Source organism: Paenibacillus alkalitolerans (genome assembly GCF_016482785.1).
Classification (GTDB): Bacteria; Bacillota; Bacilli; order Paenibacillales; family YIM-B00363; genus Paenibacillus_AE; species Paenibacillus_AE alkalitolerans.
In genome coordinates this window covers 12,575-29,809 of record NZ_JAEMXM010000025.1, presented here as the reverse complement: position 1 = coordinate 29,809, position 17,235 = coordinate 12,575, and the positions used below count along the sequence as shown (strand labels likewise).

Here is a 17,235-nt window from a genome sequence, read left to right as displayed (position 1 = left end):
ATCCCTTAGTTTCAGATCGTTTGATCCTCGCTTTCCCCGACTTCGTGTTCCGGCTCTCCTCATGCGCACACTATCCCTTAGTTTCAGATCGTTTGATCCTCGCTTTCCCTGACTTCATGTTCCGTCTCTCCTCATGCGCACACTATCCCTTAGTTTCAGATCGTTTGATCCTCGCTTTCCCCGACTTCATGTTCCGTCTCTCCTCATGCGCACACTATCCCGACAGCTCATACATTGTTAGTTTGTCCCTGTATTGACGACCTTTGCGCATTTTCTGAACCAAAGGGACAGTGCTCGCACGAGAGTGTGAGAGTATCGGGGAGGGGAGCCATGCACATATCGGAACATAGGGATCCCGCAAGAGGGTGTGTGTGTCAAGGGAACCTCTTGGATCGTCCCTATAGTAAAAAGCCCTGTCCGATCGGAATTCACTTTATAAACGTTTGCCGGGTGATGACGATAACCTCATTCAGCTGCTTGCTGAGCTGTTCCATCTTCGACGAAAGCTCGTTGCATTGTTGAATCCACCTGATTTGTTCATCCGAGAGCGCCGATACGTTCTTTACGCTGTCTGCGACATTCCCGGATGTTTGGGTGATGTCTTCGAAGGTGGCCGTAATCTCTTGCGTGCTTGAGGAAAGCTGCTCGGATGTGGAAGCTACCGTATTCATCCCGTCGACGACCGATAGAATCGATTGCGAGATTCGTTGGAAGGCGTCTCCCGATGACAATACCGCGCGATTTCCTTGTTCGACCTCCGCCAACACTTTCTCCAGCGATTGCTTCGCCACCTGAATTTCCAGTTGAATTTCGCCGACCACTTGCGCAATTTGGTCGGTTGCCCGGTTCGACTGATCCGCCAGCTTCCGGATTTCCTGCGCAACGACCGCAAAGCCCCGCCCGTGTTCGCCCGCTTTCGCCGCTTCGATCGACGCATTCAGCGCCAACAAATTGGTTTGTGCGGCAATATCGTTATTTATGGCGGTTATGCCTTCAATCTCCGACGACCTCTGTTCCAGAATGCCGAATTTTTCCGTTGCGGATTGCATGACTTCGCTGACCTCCGCCATTACGGCAATGGCGGATTGAATCGACTGGCTGCCTTTCTTCACTTCCAACGACGATTGCACCGTCTCCTCCGTGACACGGCCGCAAGTGTCCGCTATCATGGAAATGCCGGCCGCCAACTCCCCCATCGCTCTCGAGCTTTCCCTCGTTCCCGCATCCTGTTGCTTCGATACATCCGACAGTACTTTCATAATACCCAATACTTCGGCAGACAATTGGTTCAGCCGGGTGGACGTTTCGAGCAGCTGCTTCGAGTTTCCGGTGACCTCCGCGGACGAGGCCGATATATTTTGAATGATCGTTTCAACCGTATGCCGCAGCTTCTCGTTCTGCGATTTTTCGGCTGACTCGGATACTTTTCTCCGCACTAAAATCTGATATATTACTCCGGCGTCAAACAGCACGACAAATAAAATATGTATGATTACCATGGAAAACGAATAGTCCGCGGTTCCATAAACCAACTCTCTGAACGAGAGATAGCCGATGAGGTGCTGCGCCGCAAATAGAACGGTACTTACAAGCAGCAGCGAAATTTTATCGTAGTATACAATGATGGCGAGCACCATAAAGATGGAAAAATGATACTCCACCATCCCACCGCCGCCTGCAATCATCGAAATGCTCGCCATAGTCAAAGAGAGCGTATTCAACAACGGGACGGACGGGTGGCTCGAGCTGATACGCATCAGTGCAAATGCGACGGCGGCAGTGACCGCGGGAATAATCAGAAACGAGTTTTGCAGCCACGACAAGGACCCGTCGGCCGCATGGCCCGTCCCGCTGAAAAGATGCAGCCCGCGGTGCAGCCAATGAACAATTAATGATAACGCAACCACTAATACAGAAATAATAAGCATGACTCTATTTTTCTCGCTAACCATAATACACCTCATTCAACTGGGAGACTTTTGACCTACCTGATTAATTTACAATATAAATCAATATATTTCCAGAATAATATAAACCTCACACGAAAATAAAATCTCCACTGACACGGTCTGTCATGAAAGTATTTATATAATAGGATTATTAAATATTAGAGGAGAATCACATTATAATGAGAACTGTCGGTGTCGTATTCATTCAGGGAGCAGGGTTGAAAAGCGAAATATGGGAGCAGGTTGCCGCCGGAATAAACGCCCCGTTTCTGCTGATTGATTATCCTCAGAACAGGCGCAAGCTTACACTGCAAGATTATGCCTCGCATATTAAACGGCGGCTGGAAGCGTGGGAAGTTGAAAAATTCATTATCGTGGCGCATTCATTGGGCGGTGTAGTCGCCCTTAAGGTTGCCGGCGATATGCCGGAACGGCTGGCCGGCTTTGCCGCGGTCGGCGCCGCTATTCCCAAACAGGGGGGCTCGTTTCTGTCGGTTCTGCCTTTTGCCCAGCGTATGTTAACGGGTGTCCTTATGCGCATATTCGGGACGAAACCGCCCGAATCGGCCATTCTTAAAGGATTATGCAGCGATGTTACACCGGAGCAAGCGGCGGAAGTCGCGGGAAGCTTCGTGGCGGAATCGATTCGCGTTTATACGGACCGGTCGGAAGCGACGGCTCCGAACGTGCCCAAACTATATGTAAAGTTGGCGAATGACCGGGAGATGAGCTCGTCTTTGCAAGATCAAATGATTTCCAATCTTGCTCCGCAGCATGTCGAAGCGCTGGAAACAGGACATTTGCCGATGTTGAGCAGACCGGACGAACTGGCTCTCGCTCTTAATAAGTTTCTGTCCCAATGTTAATGAAAGCGGCCGGCCGCGGTGCAGCACCGCGACCATTCCGCAGCAGTTGTTCTCGAGCTTTCACCGATCGGCAAACTTGACCAAGAACGTCTTGATTTCATACGGCGTTATATCGAATTCAGCAACCGGACCGGAAACCGGTTCGGCGATGGCGCGCTCCATCAGATCGCACTCGGTCCATGAGACGAACGGCAGCCCGCCGGAGAGCTTCACCCGACCGCTCGCTCCCGAGAATTCGTGCAGCCGGATCAGTACCGCGTCTTCGTCTTCCGCTTTCTTCACCGCATCGATCATCACGTGGTCCGCGGACACCGAGAACAACGACATTCGGCCGAAAGGACCCTCCCCTTCAACCCAGGACAACGGGTTGTTTAACGACCAAGCTTCCTGCACCGTTCGCCCGGTGAACCAATCGCCTTGATGCGGCAGCAAGGCGTATGTGAATTCGTGCTCCCCCTGATCGGCCGTTTCATCGGGTACCATGGCGGATTTAATGAGCGAAAGCCGCAGCGTGAGGTCCTTCACATCGTAACCGTACTTACAGTCGTTCAGCAGGCTTACGCCGAATCCCCGCTCGGACAAGTCCGCCCATTGATGAGCCACCGTCTCGAAACGAGCGTAATCCCAGCTCGTATTCCAATGCGTCGGGCGTTTGACGTTGCCGAACTGGATATCGAAGGTCGCTTCGGTCGCCCTGACAGCGACCGGGAATGCGACCTTGAGCAGCTGCCGCTGTTCGTGCCAGTCGACATTCGTCTCGAAGTCGATCCGCTTGCTATGCGTGTAGAGAATCATTCGCTGGCGGATGACGGAATCCCCGTAGCACCACACGAATTCGACGGCCGCCAGCAGCGGCCCCGATTCGGCCAATCGCATCTCAACCAAATCCGTTACAAGATTCATCTTTTCCGAATAAAAAATATCGATATCCCACGCTTCATGACGGCTTTTCGGCTTATCTTCGAACACCTGCAGCTCATTGCCCAAACCGCCCGCAGCCAGCACATCCCGGCGGGCTTGCTTGTCGTAGAGACGGCTGATGTGCCCGTTCCCGTCCCAGGAAATATCGTAAAACGGCGTTTGCATCGATTGTCCGCTCCAGACGAACGGCGTATCCGAGTGCTGGTCGGACGGCGCCTGCGCCTGCGCTTCATACCGGATAGCGGCGAAGCCCATCGGAGGAATGCCGCCGACCCGAACGTACCAGCCGTCGCCGCAACGCTGCGAAGGAAGCTTTGCGCCGTCCGGCGCATGCCAGCAGCCATGCTCCGCCATGTCCGGCCCCCGCTCGATGCGGACGATGTCGTCCCGCTCCCACGGAGCGCCGTTAAACACCGTATACGTCCGCATCCCTTTCCCGCCGTCCGGAGTCGGACCGGAAACCGCGAGACGCGCAGCCGCCTCGTTCCAGACGCGGCGGCCTATCCGTTCCGCCTCCCCGTACTCCCGGCGGCTGTCCTCGTACACTTCCCGAATGGACGATCCGGGAATTATATCGTGAAACTGATTGCGCAGCACAATCGTCCAACCGGAGCGGATGTCCTCGGCCGGATACGATGACCAGTCCCGGCCGAGCACGGCGCCGAAAGCGTGCAGCCATTCGCATTCCCTGTACAGCAGCTCCAGCTTGCGGTTCGCCCGCTTGTTGTATGCCTGGCTCGTATACGTGCCGCGGTGCAGCTCCAGATACAGCTCTCCGTCCCAAGTGTGAACGTAGCGGCCGGCGCTGTCCACCGTTTGCTTAAGCTCGGTGAAATACGCATCCGCCCGGCCGGCGGTCACCTTCGGCAATCCGGGCAGCCGGTCGAGCCTTCGCCGCATCTCCAGCATCTCCCGGTTCACGCCGCCGCCTCCGTCACCATAGCCGTACGCGAGAAGCAGATTGCGGTTAATCGGCTTATCCCGGTACGCCTCCCATATCCCCGTCACCGTCTCCGGTGTGATGACTCCGTTGTATGTGTAATAAAACCGCCCTTCCCGGCCGCCGGGATCGGGCGTGGTGATGAAATGCGCAAGTATCTCGGAGCCGTCGATTCCCCGCCAATAGAAAGTATCATGAGGCATGCGGTTATACTGGTTCCAGCTGATCTTCGTCGTCATGAAGGCGGTAATTCCGCTTTTCACGAGTATTTGCGGCAGCGCCCAGCTGTAGCCGAATACGTCGGGCAACCACAAATATGCGCATTCCACGCCGAACTGTTCGCGAAGGAACCGGGTGCCGTACAGCAGCTGTCTGACGAGCGACTCGCCGGAAGGTATGTTGCAGTCCGCTTCCAGCCACATGGCGCCGGAAGCCTCCCACCGGCCTTCTCTGATGCGCTCCTTGATTGCGGCGTAAATTTCCGGATAATCCGATCGCATGTAATCGTACAGTTGAGGCTGAGTTTGCAGGAACACATATTCCGGGTATTGCTCCATGAGCCTAAGCACGGTCGAGAACGAACGGGCGGCTTTCTCCCTCGTATGCCGAAGCGTCCAAAGCCAGGCCACATCGATATGCGTATGACCTACGCAGGTCACGGTGTAGGAATCCGATTTGCTCATCTGTTCGAGCTGCTCGTTCAGCACACGCCGCGCCTCCGACACGGAGGCATAAAACGTGTCCGAGCCGGGCCGGGACCAATCGATGCGCAGGAAGGAGCGGTCCAGCGCATCCAGCAGCGCATGCCGGATCGGAGCGCTGTCCCCGAGCACCTTCACCGTATCCAGCACCGCTTTGCCGGTATAATACACATCGTCGGCCGCCCGGTCCAACCAGCAGACGGAAGCATGCTGCAGCTTATGCGCGATGTCTTCCCTCTTGCCGTAACCGTTCAGTCCCGACCAAAGGCGAAACCGGAGAGCGATCGTTTGACCCGCTTTATGATCAGGCAGAAAAACTTCCGTATGATTGGAATCGACGCCCTGATAAGGGTGCCCGTCGACAAACAAGAGGGATTCGAATCCGCTGTTGTTCCCCCCGCCGGTCGTGCCGTAATCGAACCGGCCGACAATCTGCCGCCCCCGCCACTCCGAAGGAATGAACGGATCGGCCGCCAGCCACAAGTACTTGTCGCGCCCTTTCCATTCATCCGATATGCGCATGTTCGCCCACGATCCGCCTTCGGATGGATATGCGCCGATCGTCCCTTCCGGATCTTCTTGCGCCCGGAATCGTTCGATCATGATCGCATCCCGGTACCGGTAAGGTTCCAATTCGGCAATTCTCGCCTGCAGCTTCTCTTCTGTCCAAAACATGCGCCGTTCCTCCACTATCGTATCGGTATTACTTTACAAGAGCTCCGCGAATGGCGTTCACATCGAAATCGGGCATCGGTTGTATCGTCGTATCGCCGTTGTCTCTCGCCTTCTTCAACGCGGCGATGTACCGTTCGTTCAGATCGGCGATGATTTTATCCAAATCGCCGCCCTGGAATATATACTTGGTCAGTTCCACCTGATAATCCGGACCTTCCAGCACGGCTTGGGCCGCCCCGGTCGGATGCGGCGGATACAAGGCATCGTCGGCGCTCGGAAGAAATCCTTCAATGCCCGGAATATCGGGATTGACGTCCTTGGCCAACACAGAAGGAACGATCGACAGTCCGAATCCCCCTTCGAAGTAGCCCGTCAACACTTCGTCGCCGTACATATATTCGAGGAACTTCCACGCCTCTTCCTTATGCTTCGATTCCTTGCTGATCGCAAGCCACGTTCCCCCGCGCACCAGCGATGCTCCCGGCACCGTGCCGTCCAGCGACGGAAGCGGCGCCGCAGCCCACTCGATTTTGGACGGAAACTGGTTTTTATATACGCCGGGCTCGCCCGAATGGTTCACATACATGCCGATTTTGCCTTCCGCGAACAACGCCCGCATCGGATCGATATCGAGCGTTTCCACGCCCGGAATCATGCTGCCGTCCAAGAACATTTGACGGTACGCCTCGGTAATCGGTTTCATCACGGAGAAGTCGAATTGTCCCGACTTGTAATCGTATCCTTCCATCGTTCCGTTCAGCACCGCTCCGATCGTCATGCCGAACCGGTGGAAGGCGCCTCCGCTTTTGAAGTTGTTCGCAATGCCGTAAGCTCCGTCCGCTTTGCCGGCCTCCGTCAGTTTCTTTGCCGTCTCGACCATTTCATCCAACGTCTTCGGCGGTTCCACGCCGGCTTTGGCGAACAATTCCTTGTTGTAAATCAATCTCCAGGAGCTTCCCGAATTCGGCAGCGAATAGATCTTTCCTTGCAGCATGTTCGATTCTTCATGCAGAAGCCCGTCGAACTTCGCTTTCATCTCGTCGGATACATATTCGTCAAGCGGTTCCAGATACCCTTTCAACATAAAATTGGGATCAAATTTCAAGATGTCCGGCGTTTGTTTGCTGGCATAGGCCATATCGACCGTCTGCGCGTAATTGTCGGCCATAATCTTGATCTCGACTTCAATATTGTCTTTATTCGTCTCGTTGAATTGCTTGATCACCCGCTCGATATAATCCGCGTCATGCCGGTCGATCGTCCAGTACTGCAGCTTCACTTTCTCCTTCGCGGCGCCGCCGTTATCCGAACCGTTCGCCGCTTCACCGCCGCCATCCGCGCCGCCGTTCGACCCGGTGTCCGCGCCGCCGGACGAGCATGCCGCCATAGCGAAGGCCAGCATAACGGCCAGTGTCGTTCCAAGCCACTTTTTGACCATGAATCGCCCCTCCTTTTGTACTTGCTTCACGACCATTATAATTTAGCGCCTGACCGGTGGGAGCGGGGTAATCCTACTTTTCGAGAGGAAGATGCAACTTTCGGGCTGAATATGCTCCCGGGACGTCCCGAGAGATTACTTTATTTATACTGCTGTCTGAATTCCGTTGGCGTCATCCCGGTGTGCTTCTTGAACACATCGCTGAAATAAGGCCGGTCCACATACCCCAATTCGAAAGCGATGTCCTGGATTTGAATATCTTCAAGCAGCAGTTTCTTGGCCCGCTCGATTCTCTCCTTCGCCACAAACTGCATGACGGACATGCCGGTTTCTTTTTTGAACAGATTGGCAAAGTAGCTCGGACTTAAGTGAACCTGATCCGCGTAATCCTTGACCGTACAGTTCGTATTCAGATGCCGCCGGATGTAGTCCGCGATGCTGCCGATGATTTGCCTCGCATCCGTCGTGCGGCATTCATTAATGCGCCGGCATCCTTCTTTGACCGAATTAACGATGCGGTCTTCGATCTCCCTGGCGGTCGACACGCGATCCTGCATCGCTTCGTGCAAGGCGAGATCGATGCCGGTTTGCTCCGTATCCAGCTTCTCCTTCAACACTTTATTAATGGCGATAGCAAGCTCCATATAGACGGCTTTCAACTGCTGCGGAAACAGCAAAGTTTCGCCCGACCTGTACGCCGCAAAGATTTCTTCCAGCGTGTCCAAAGCTTTGCCGCTGTTGCCCGCCCGTATGCTGTACATCAACTCCTGCACGTTATCGGACGAAGCCGGGATGGCGGCCTGGCGGTTGTGCGGCGGAATGTCCCGGAACGAAAATACGCTGTTCCCGCCCGTGTAGAAGTTGTACGTCAGGGCGTGCATCGCCTGCCCGTAGGCAAGTGGAAGCTCGGTCACCGACCGCACCGGATTGCCCAGTCCGAGCGATATCGTATGCCGCGAATAGCCCGCCACATTTTCCCGGCAGCGCTCGGCGCACATCTGTGCACGCTGCAGGTCGATTCCGTTCATGATGCATACCAGACGCTGTTCTCCGTCCCGAAACGTCACGTTTTTCGTTTCTTCGTTTACGGTTTCTTCCATAATGTTCTGCACCGCGAAACGCGCCGTTTCGACTTCCTTCATGCGCATTGTCGCCTGTTTGGCGATCAAATTGTCGATTTCCGCGACCATGACCACGAAGTGTTCCCAATCGAGATGAATGCTTAAAAATTCCCATCGTTCTCTGGCGTAATCGAGCGGCATCGTGTACCGGACCAGCGCGCCCAAAAATTCCTGCTTTAGAAGCGGCATGCTCTCGCGCATCCTGTGCTCCATGGCGATCATCCGTTCATTCCGGGACAATTCCTCCAGCAGCGCCGATCTCGCTTTCAATACGACCTCCACGATTTGTTTCGAAGTGAACGGCTTGAGAATATAATCGAAGGCGCCGAGCCGAATGGCATCCCGGGCATGATCGAACTCGGTGTACCCGCTTATAAATATGCATTTGCTTCCCGGGCAAACTTCCTTGATATACGAGGCCATTTCGACTCCGTTCATCTTCGGCATGCGGATATCCGTCACCACAATGTCGGGTTTGAGCTCCTTGATCAGCCTCAACCCTTCTTCTCCGTTGTATGCCGTGCCGATCACTTCGATGTTGTACTCCGCCCACGGTATGCGCCGGGATATCCCTTCCACCACGGAACGGATATCGTCGATGACGCAGAGCGTTACGGTCTTCTCCACGGCGGTCATAAGGTCACACCCTCTCCTCGTTGTTCACGCTCGGCAGCGCCGCGTCCATCGGGACCGGAACGCGCAAGGCGACGCTCGTTAAACGATAGGGCTCGCTTTGAAGGACCAACGCCGCCGATTCTCCATAAAACAGCTTGATGCGGCGGTACACGTTGCGCAGAGCGAATCCCCCCTCTTGCGGCGGTCCCTCTCCATCCGTTTCCTCCAGCAGGGAAGCGACGCACTCGATATCCATCCCTCTTCCGTTATCTTCGACGATCAGGTGCAGAAAGCCGTCTTCATATCGCACGGTAATTCGAATGAGGCCTCCGCTTTCCATGTCCTTAAAGCCGTGCAGGATCGAATTTTCGATCAACGGCTGCAGCAGCAGCTTGAGCACAGGTAAAGACAACAATTCCTCGTTCTGGACTTCTATTTCGTATTCGAACAAACGCTCGTAGCATTGCTGCTGCAGCTTAAGGTACTGGATCGCATATTCGATTTCGCGCTGCAATGAAGTGAGCTCGTAACCGTTGTTCAGACCGAGGCGGAACAGCAGAGACAATGAAACGATCATCTCCCGCACGTCATCCTGCCGATCGTCTTCCGACTTCCATAGAATCGTGTTGAGCGTGTTATATAGAAAATGAGGCTTGATTTGCGCTTGCAGCGCCTTGATTTCAGCGGACCGCTTGTCCTTCTCCGCCTCCTTCACTTCCCGGATGAGTTCATCGATCTGCGACAGCATGCGGTTGAACTTTCTCCCTACCTGGGCAAACTCATCCTCATACTCGCTTTCATAGCGGACGGACAGCTTGTTCTGCCCCGCTTCCAGCATCAACTGCTGCAGCCGCTTGAGCGGTTTGTACAAATGACCGGCCAGCACATTGGCGAACAAGACGGCAAGCAGCACACAAATCCCGATAATAAGCAAGGTTGAAGATTTGATGGAACGGATTTGCCCAAGCAGCTCCGATTTGGACTGCATGCCGATGATCTTCCACTGCGACGGGAGTATCAGATTCGTCGAGTTCACCAAATAATCCGTATCTTTGTAACGATATTCAAAACTGGCGCCGTTGTCCGATAATTGCCGCAGGAAGGAGGTTTCCTTCGCCAGAAGCTTCAGCTGCTTGTCCGTGCTCAGCACAGGCTCATTGCGTTCCGTCAACACAAGCAGTGAGCCGCCGCCTCCCTCCAAATTGCGCAAAAGGAAGTCGCGGATGTCCGAAGTTTTAATATTGACGACAACATATACATCCTTAACCGACGGAATAGAGGAGATCGATTCCAAGATGAGGCTGACGACTTCGTTTTTGCCTGCGAACAGGACATCCTCGTGCGCCCCCGTCCAGACGGACGCGCCGTCGTGTTCCTTAATAACCTCATAAAGCGGAGTCGCCGAAAAAGCGGCCCCGCTCTGACGATAATCGCTCGTCGGATAGAAATCTCCGATAGGAGAGCTGATCAGTATCGAATGGATCATCGGATCGTTGAATTTCACTTGCGAAAACGGACTTTGCAGCGCCGAGAGGTGGGAGTAGTAAGAATTCGAATTGTGCCGGGAAACATCTTCGGTCATGTCGATAAAGGAGTCGCTTAACATGAGCGAGAGTGCGGAAACGGTAATTTTGCGAAATTTTTCTTCAAGCGCCTGCGCCGATTTATTCAGTGTGTTCTGGTTCAATTCAAGCGAATTCGTCTTGATGACGCGCGAGGCGATATTATAGGACGTAACGCCTGAAACCGCGATCGCCAGCACGATCAGAACGACGAAGCAAAGAAAAATACGCGCTTTGAAGGATGTTCGATAAAGAAAAGGCTTCATGAACGGATCAACCTTTCACCGAACCCGCATTCACCTGCATAAAAGCTTTATTCGCTACAAAATAAACAATCAGCATCGGGATGATCGACAAACAGGCGCCGGCCATCATCAGATGATTTTCCACCGCCGCGCTGATGCCGTAGCGAAGTCCCGCCAATCCGACGGTCAACGTCTGCAGATGCGGCTGATTCATCGTAAACACGAGCGGCAAAATATATTCGTTCCAGGCGTGGCGAAATGTGAACAAGGCGGCGACGCCGAGCGCCGGAGCGAGCAGAGGCAGGATGATGCGCACATAGATATAGAAGAAATTGCATCCGTCGATCATCGCGGCCTCGTCCAAATCGCGGGGAATCCCTTTGAAGAAGCCGATTAGTATGAAATAGATCATCGCGTGTCCGCTGATGAGAATGATGATAACGCCCCACAGAGACTGGTGCAAGTTTAATTTTACCATCAGATCGAACTGCGGGCGAAGCACGACCGCGCCGATGGAGACGAACAGCGTCGCCGCCTGAAGCCCCGTATACAGCTTCTTGCCGGGAAAATCCCGGCGGTCCACCGCGTAAGCGGCCATGGAAGTAACGACGAGCGTGGCGACAGTCGTCACCATGCTGATAAATATGCTGTTCCAGGTAAATCTCGCGAAATTCGCCTCGCGCCACGCGGTCGCGAAGTTCCCGAACTCCCATGAGTTCGGCAATATCGTCGCTCCGAGCGTAAGCTCGCTATTCGTCTTGAATGCTCCCAGTACGGCCATGACCACGGGAAAAATCGTAAATAACGCGACGGTCAGAAGAAAGCTCCAAAGAATCGCCCGGGATACGATGGCGGTTAGCGGATATTTGCGGCGATTGGCCTGATTGGTGCGCATGGCGTCAGCCTCCTTGCTTTGGTATAAACCTTCGCGGACAACCTTCGGTTGCCTCCTTCATCTCGATGGATTAATACATTCTGTTCAATTTACGGGACAAGTAGAAATACAACGTCGTGATCGCTCCTACGATTAACGCCGTGACGAAGCCCGCCGCGCTGCCGTAACCGATCAATTGTTCGGCCGAGCCCCCGCCGTCGGTAGAGACGGGAAACAATTGCTTGTAGACGTATAGATACATGACCTCCGTCTTGCCGAACGGACCGCCCTCCGTCATAACCATGATGCTCTCGTAACCTTTCAGCGCGGCAATGATTGCAAGCATAATAATCATCTGCAGAACGGGACCGAGCATCGGAACGGTGATATGCCAAAATTTTTGCGTTTCGTTCGCGCCGTCGATCGAGGCGCTTTCGTACAGATCGTTCGGAATATTTTGAAGACCGGCCAGGAAGAGGATCATATAGTTGCCGAGTCCCCCCCACACTGCAACGATGATGACGGTCAGCATGGCGTATTTAGGGCCAAGCCACTCGATGCTTTGCCCGATGATGCCGTATTTGATCAGAAGCTGATTCAATATGCCGTTATACGAGTTGAATATGATGTAGAACACAATCGACATGACGGCCATGCTGATTACCGTCGGCATGAAATAGACGGCGCGCAGAAGCTGGCGGCCCGCGATCGCGCGATTCAGGATGACGGCCAAAATCAAAGCCAGCGGCAGGGTGACGGCGATTTTGCCGATCGAATAAACGAACGTGTTGACGACGGCATCCCAATACAGTTGATCGCGAAACAGCCTTGCGAAATTTTGAAGACCTATGAATTGCGGAGTGCCGTATCCCCGGTAATCGTAAAACATATATCTCATCGCCCAGACGATCGGATAAATTGCCAGAACGACCGTCAGAAATAAACTGGGGAAAATAAAGGCGTAGGCTTCAAAAAGCTTTCGCGTTTTCGACATGACCGTTCCCTCCTTGCCGTACTATCTGCATCTTACAACAAGGCCGGCGGACGGCAGGAGGAACAATCCTACTTTTCAGGAGGGGGAATCGACTTTTATCACGGAGCGCAATGTAGGCAGCCGCCAAATATGATAAGGAATCAGCGCATCACCATACCAACCTGCGCCTAAAACATATCATGGCTAATAACCTGAGTGAGGAGGTGCCGAATGCCCATCGTACATTTGCACAGCTTACCGGTAAAAGCCCGATACAAGCGCAAGAGAAGAAGGAGGAGAAGAAGAGAGCCGGCAGCTTCAAAGAAAAGGTTGGCAAAACGTTCCGAAGGCAAGCTCATTCGAAGACGAGCGAAGCTACAGGACAAGAAGAGGAGCGGGAGACGCCGCGGTTTACGCTCGAAACGTCTAAGACGACGGCGCAAATCGCGATTGAAACTGCCGAGACGCCGCCGCATTGGAAGAACGCTGCGGAGACCGCTGTTGGAGCTTTCGCCGCCGATCGGATACACCTCCACGCAAGATTGGCTGAATCAAGCCAAATTGACGGGATATATACCCGACCCGGTTTACATGGAGTTCCATGCCGGGGAAACGGCGACGTTATCGGACTCAAGATCGGCGGACGGATCCGTTGTATTCCCCGGACTTCAGGAGACGATTGCTCCGGCGTACGCCGGAATCATTCCGAACGGCCGCGTATGGGGCGCCGACGGCGCAGTCCTGACGCCGGACAATTTGCTGGTGGCCGATGTGTCCATCGATTTCTCGAAGAGCGGCTATGACAATCATCCCGTGTTTCACCAATGGCAGCCGCACCCTGTCACGTATGTTCCCGGCACCGTGGCTTGCGTTACTTTTTGCGGCAGCGATAACTATTTCCATTGGATGTACGATGTGCTAACGCGCTTTCATCTGCTGCGGTTGAGCGGCATTCGGATCGACAAATACATTATCAACCATAAGGGCAACTTGCAGTTCCAATATGAAACCTTGAATTTGTTGGGAATTCCGAGAGAACGGATCATCGAAACGCACGATCGATTCCATTTGAAAGCCGACAGGCTTGTTTTGACTTCGATTCCGGCCGTTAGACAGTATGCTAAATGGTCCGCCGATTTTTTGCGGGATGAGCTCATGTTAAAGTACGGATTGAACAACCCGAATGCGGGGCCGAAACGGATCTTTGTCGGCAGAGGGAACGCAGGGCAAAGAAGGCCGGTCAATGAAGCGGAAGTTATGAATTTATTGGGTCCTCGAGGCTTCCATTATTATTCTTTGGATGATATGTCCGTCCGGGATCAAATTCAACTGTTTCATTCGGCCGATATCATTGTCGCGCCGCACGGAGCCGCATTGACGAATCTGACCTTTTGCCGCCCCGGCACGACTGTCGTCGAATTGATGAACAACAATTACGCGCCGGGATTCTACTGGAGAATAAGCAATTATCAAGGGCTGAATTATTATTGCATTTTGTGTGAAGGGTTCGCGCGTCCGGGTGAAGACTGGGCCCAACCGGGGGCACTCTGGATAGGAGGCCAAGATTTTGTAGTTGATATAAACAAGCTCGATAGCACTCTAAAGACAGCGGGGGTGTAAGACACTAATAACCGGCTCCGATGCATGCGATTTTCATAGTTTCCCCTTCTCCGCCAACCGCTGCCGATAGTCTTTGATCATCCGTTCGATGCCTTCCTCCAACTCTATTTGCGGTTGCCACCCGAGCAGCCGTTTCGCTTTGTCGATGGACGGCCGCCGCCGCTTCGGGTCGTCCTTCGGCAACGGCAGGAATACGATCGGACTCGCGGATCCGGTCAACTGTTTGACTAGGCGGGCCACCTCCAGTACGGTGTATTCTTTCGGATTGCCGATATTGATGATTTCGCCGTTCGCCGCATCTTTCTCCATCATCAACTTTAACCCCGCAACCGTATCGTCCAAGTAGCAGAACGAACGCGTTTGCATCCCGTTTCCGTAAACTGTTATTTCCAGTCCGGTCAACGCTTGCGAGATGAAATTCGAGAGGATTCGTCCGTCATCGCTGCGCAAACCCGCGGAGTATGTGTTGAAAATACGCGCCACCTTCACCGCAACGCCGAATCGCGTGAAATATTCATAACAAAACACTTCGCCGAGACGTTTCGATTCGTCGTAACACGCCCGGGGTCCCCACGTGTTAACATTGCCGCTGTATTGTTCGTCCTGAGGATGCACCAACGGGTCTCCATACGCTTCGCTTGTGCTGGAATAAAGCAATTTGGCGCCGGTTGTTCTCGCAAGCTCCAGCATATTTTTCGTTCCGAGCGTATTAACCGCAATCGTATCGAAAGGCATGGACTGGTAGAATTTGGGGGATGCGGGAGATGCCAAATGATAGATTTCATCCGCGCGGTCGAGTTCTTCCCGGAGCATTATGCTATTAGAGCTCACATCGGCGCAAATAAATTTGAAACGGGGATGATCGAGTAAATCTTTCATATTGGCCATCAGACCGGACTGAAGATTATCGATTCCGATCACGAGGCATTGTTCCGGAATCAATTGGCGAGCTAAGCGGCTGCCAATAAAGCCCGCGGCTCCTGTGATAACGATTTTCTTCACGGTGCGTCGCCCTCCTGAACGATGTTGTACAAATGATGCTTAAACGTTCGACCGATCTGTTTATGGCGAAGCCCGCGTAGGCTACAACCGCTTTTGCGTATCCCAGCTTGTCGCCTACGTCGTGCATCGGGCGGTAGGAAATAGTCAATGAATGGTTGCCTGCGGTTGCCGTTGCCGACGACGATAATCACTTCATCAATGCCGGAACGGGCGGCCTCCTCCACAATAATATGAATAGAGCGGGAATGACTGCTTTTCTGGATAGATTGCATCATTTCCTCCTTGCCAGTTACTAACATAGAATATGGCAAGCCAATCTTTCAGGTTTGTACTTTTCTGCCGCTGCGGGAAAATAGGCATTTTCCGTACAGAAAAAGCGGCCGCCCCCCGGTATATACCGCGGAACGGCCGCTGCGACGGACGCCTATCCGTCAATTGCCGATATAACGATCATATAGAGTTCTAGCTCTTGCAATATCCTCCGTCCCTTGGACGAGCACTCGGCCGTCCGGGAACAGCACCAGCCGTTCGCCTTCCGGGACCACCGCCTTCAGCAGAAACGGATTGCGGCTGACCCGGCATACCGCGGCCAGCTTCCGTTCGATTCGGTCCATGTCGATCGGCTTGGAGCCTTGAAACTGTACGGTCTCCCGTCCGCACATGACCGCAAACGGACTTGCAGCTTCTTCAAGCGCCGGGTACAGCTTCAACCCGCACGTAGGACAATCCGCTTTCGGCGGAGGCAGCTTGGCGTCGAACACTTGATGCCGCCATATCTCGATCGACAGCAAGCTGCGCCGCCTTGCCGAATCGGCCCCCACCAAATATTTAAGAGCTTCCACCGCCTGAAACGACGCCACAATGTCCACAATAGGCGAAATAACGCCGATCGTGTCGCACGTTTGCCCGGTACCGTCGGCCTCCCCGATCAAGCAGCGGAAGCAGCAGGTTTCACCCGGGACAAACACCGCCGTCATCCCTTGAGAGCTAACGGCGCCGCCGTAAACAAACGGAATTTCCCGTTTGAAACACACATCGTTTAACAGCAGTCTCGTCCGGAAATTGTCCGTTCCATCTAATATCAGATCGACGCCGTCGGACAGCGTTTCCGCATTATCGGCCGTCACGTCTGCTGCAATCGCTTCGAGACGGATGTCCGAATTGATCTTCGCCAGCTTGCGGGAAGCGGCAACCGCTTTCGGCAGGGCAAGCTCGGCATCCCCTTCGTCATAGAGCATCTGCCGCTGCAGGTTGCTCTTCTCCACGTAATCGCGGTCCACGATCCGCAGCATGCCGACGCCGGCTCTGGCCATATGGTTGGCCAGCACCGTTCCGAGCGCTCCCATTCCGACAATGAGCACGCGGGCGGCGGCGATTTTCCGCTGTCCTTGTTCGCCGATCGGAGGAAAGAGCATCTGTCTGGAATATCGTTCAAATAGCGGTTCGGACATCGCGATTAACCTCCGGATACGGCCTGCAGCACACGCAGCTTGTCCCCCGGCCGGAGCGGAAAGTCGAGCCGCTCCAGCCAGGCGATATTGTCATCGTTGTAATAGATGAGCACATGTTTGCGAATGTCACCCTGCTCCTTATACAAGTGAACTTTCAATAACGGGTAAGTTTCAATCAGCCGTTCCAACGCCTCGGCAAGCGTATCGGCTTCCAACGTGAAGCTGGACTGCCCGTTCGTGCAATCGCTGAGAAGCAGAGGAACAGTAACGCCAATCCGCATG

The 17,235-nt window shown here is 53.8% G+C and carries 13 protein-coding genes; 2 read left to right on the top strand and 11 right to left on the bottom strand.

Annotated features, from left to right (window positions below):
- Window positions 1-428 precede the first annotated feature (428 nt).
- A complete protein-coding gene (locus JET16_RS25245) occupies window positions 429-1,952 on the bottom strand; it encodes a methyl-accepting chemotaxis protein (RefSeq protein WP_199621824.1) in 1,524 nt (507 codons plus the stop codon).
- A 176-nt stretch (window positions 1,953-2,128) separates the two neighbouring features.
- Between JET16_RS25245 and JET16_RS25240 the strand changes: the two genes are divergently transcribed.
- Window positions 2,129-2,815, top strand: a complete 687-nt coding sequence (locus JET16_RS25240) for an alpha/beta fold hydrolase (RefSeq protein WP_199621822.1) — start codon at window positions 2,129-2,131, stop codon at window positions 2,813-2,815.
- Between the two features lie 60 nt (window positions 2,816-2,875).
- Here JET16_RS25240 and JET16_RS25235 read toward each other — a convergent pair whose 3' ends face one another.
- The 6 genes from JET16_RS25235 to JET16_RS25210 all read right to left on the bottom strand — a co-directional run bounded on the left by JET16_RS25235 (window position 2,876) and on the right by JET16_RS25210 (window position 12,901).
- Window positions 2,876-6,052 (bottom strand): alpha-mannosidase, encoded by a 3,177-nt coding sequence (locus JET16_RS25235; RefSeq protein WP_199621820.1) that lies wholly within the window; start codon window positions 6,050-6,052, stop codon window positions 2,876-2,878.
- A 28-nt stretch (window positions 6,053-6,080) separates the two neighbouring features.
- The gene (locus JET16_RS25230) at window positions 6,081-7,490 is read right to left on the bottom strand and encodes an ABC transporter substrate-binding protein (RefSeq protein WP_199621818.1); all 1,410 of its coding nucleotides are present in this window, start codon (window positions 7,488-7,490) and stop codon (window positions 6,081-6,083) included.
- Window positions 7,491-7,630: 140 nt separating this feature from the next.
- Window positions 7,631-9,247, bottom strand: a complete 1,617-nt coding sequence (locus tag JET16_RS25225; protein WP_199621816.1) for a helix-turn-helix domain-containing protein — start codon at window positions 9,245-9,247, stop codon at window positions 7,631-7,633.
- Window positions 9,248-9,251: 4 nt separating this feature from the next.
- Window positions 9,252-11,054: a cache domain-containing sensor histidine kinase gene (locus tag JET16_RS25220; protein ID WP_199621814.1), complete on the bottom strand. Its 1,803-nt coding sequence runs from the start codon at window positions 11,052-11,054 to the stop codon at window positions 9,252-9,254.
- A gap of 7 nt (window positions 11,055-11,061) precedes the next feature.
- Complete coding sequence (locus JET16_RS25215; protein WP_199621812.1) at window positions 11,062-11,928, bottom strand: carbohydrate ABC transporter permease; 867 nt, start codon at window positions 11,926-11,928, stop codon at window positions 11,062-11,064.
- A 70-nt stretch (window positions 11,929-11,998) separates the two neighbouring features.
- Window positions 11,999-12,901, bottom strand: a complete 903-nt coding sequence (locus tag JET16_RS25210; RefSeq protein ID WP_199621810.1) for a carbohydrate ABC transporter permease — start codon at window positions 12,899-12,901, stop codon at window positions 11,999-12,001.
- Between the two features lie 210 nt (window positions 12,902-13,111).
- Here JET16_RS25210 and JET16_RS25205 point away from each other — a divergent pair, with 210 nt between their 5' ends.
- Window positions 13,112-14,500: a glycosyltransferase family 61 protein gene (locus tag JET16_RS25205; protein WP_199621808.1), complete on the top strand. Its 1,389-nt coding sequence runs from the start codon at window positions 13,112-13,114 to the stop codon at window positions 14,498-14,500.
- A 33-nt stretch (window positions 14,501-14,533) separates the two neighbouring features.
- Here the strand turns inward: JET16_RS25205 and JET16_RS25200 are convergent, their stop codons facing one another.
- From JET16_RS25200 to JET16_RS25185, 4 genes are all read right to left on the bottom strand, one after another.
- Window positions 14,534-15,502 carry an NAD-dependent epimerase/dehydratase family protein gene (locus JET16_RS25200; protein WP_199621806.1) on the bottom strand — a complete coding sequence of 323 codons (969 nt, stop codon included), beginning with the start codon at window positions 15,500-15,502 and terminating at the stop codon, window positions 14,534-14,536.
- Window positions 15,499-15,777, bottom strand: coding sequence for a hypothetical protein (locus JET16_RS25195; RefSeq protein ID WP_199621804.1), 279 nt, complete (start codon window positions 15,775-15,777; stop codon window positions 15,499-15,501). The genes JET16_RS25200 and JET16_RS25195 overlap by 4 nt, the downstream gene beginning before the upstream one ends.
- Window positions 15,778-15,933: 156 nt before the next feature.
- Window positions 15,934-16,953, bottom strand: a complete 1,020-nt coding sequence (locus tag JET16_RS25190; protein ID WP_199621802.1) for a ThiF family adenylyltransferase — start codon at window positions 16,951-16,953, stop codon at window positions 15,934-15,936.
- Window positions 16,954-16,958: 5 nt separating this feature from the next.
- Window positions 16,959-17,234: a MoaD/ThiS family protein gene (locus tag JET16_RS25185; protein ID WP_199621800.1), complete on the bottom strand. Its 276-nt coding sequence runs from the start codon at window positions 17,232-17,234 to the stop codon at window positions 16,959-16,961.
- Between the last annotated feature and the right edge of the window lies 1 nt (window position 17,235).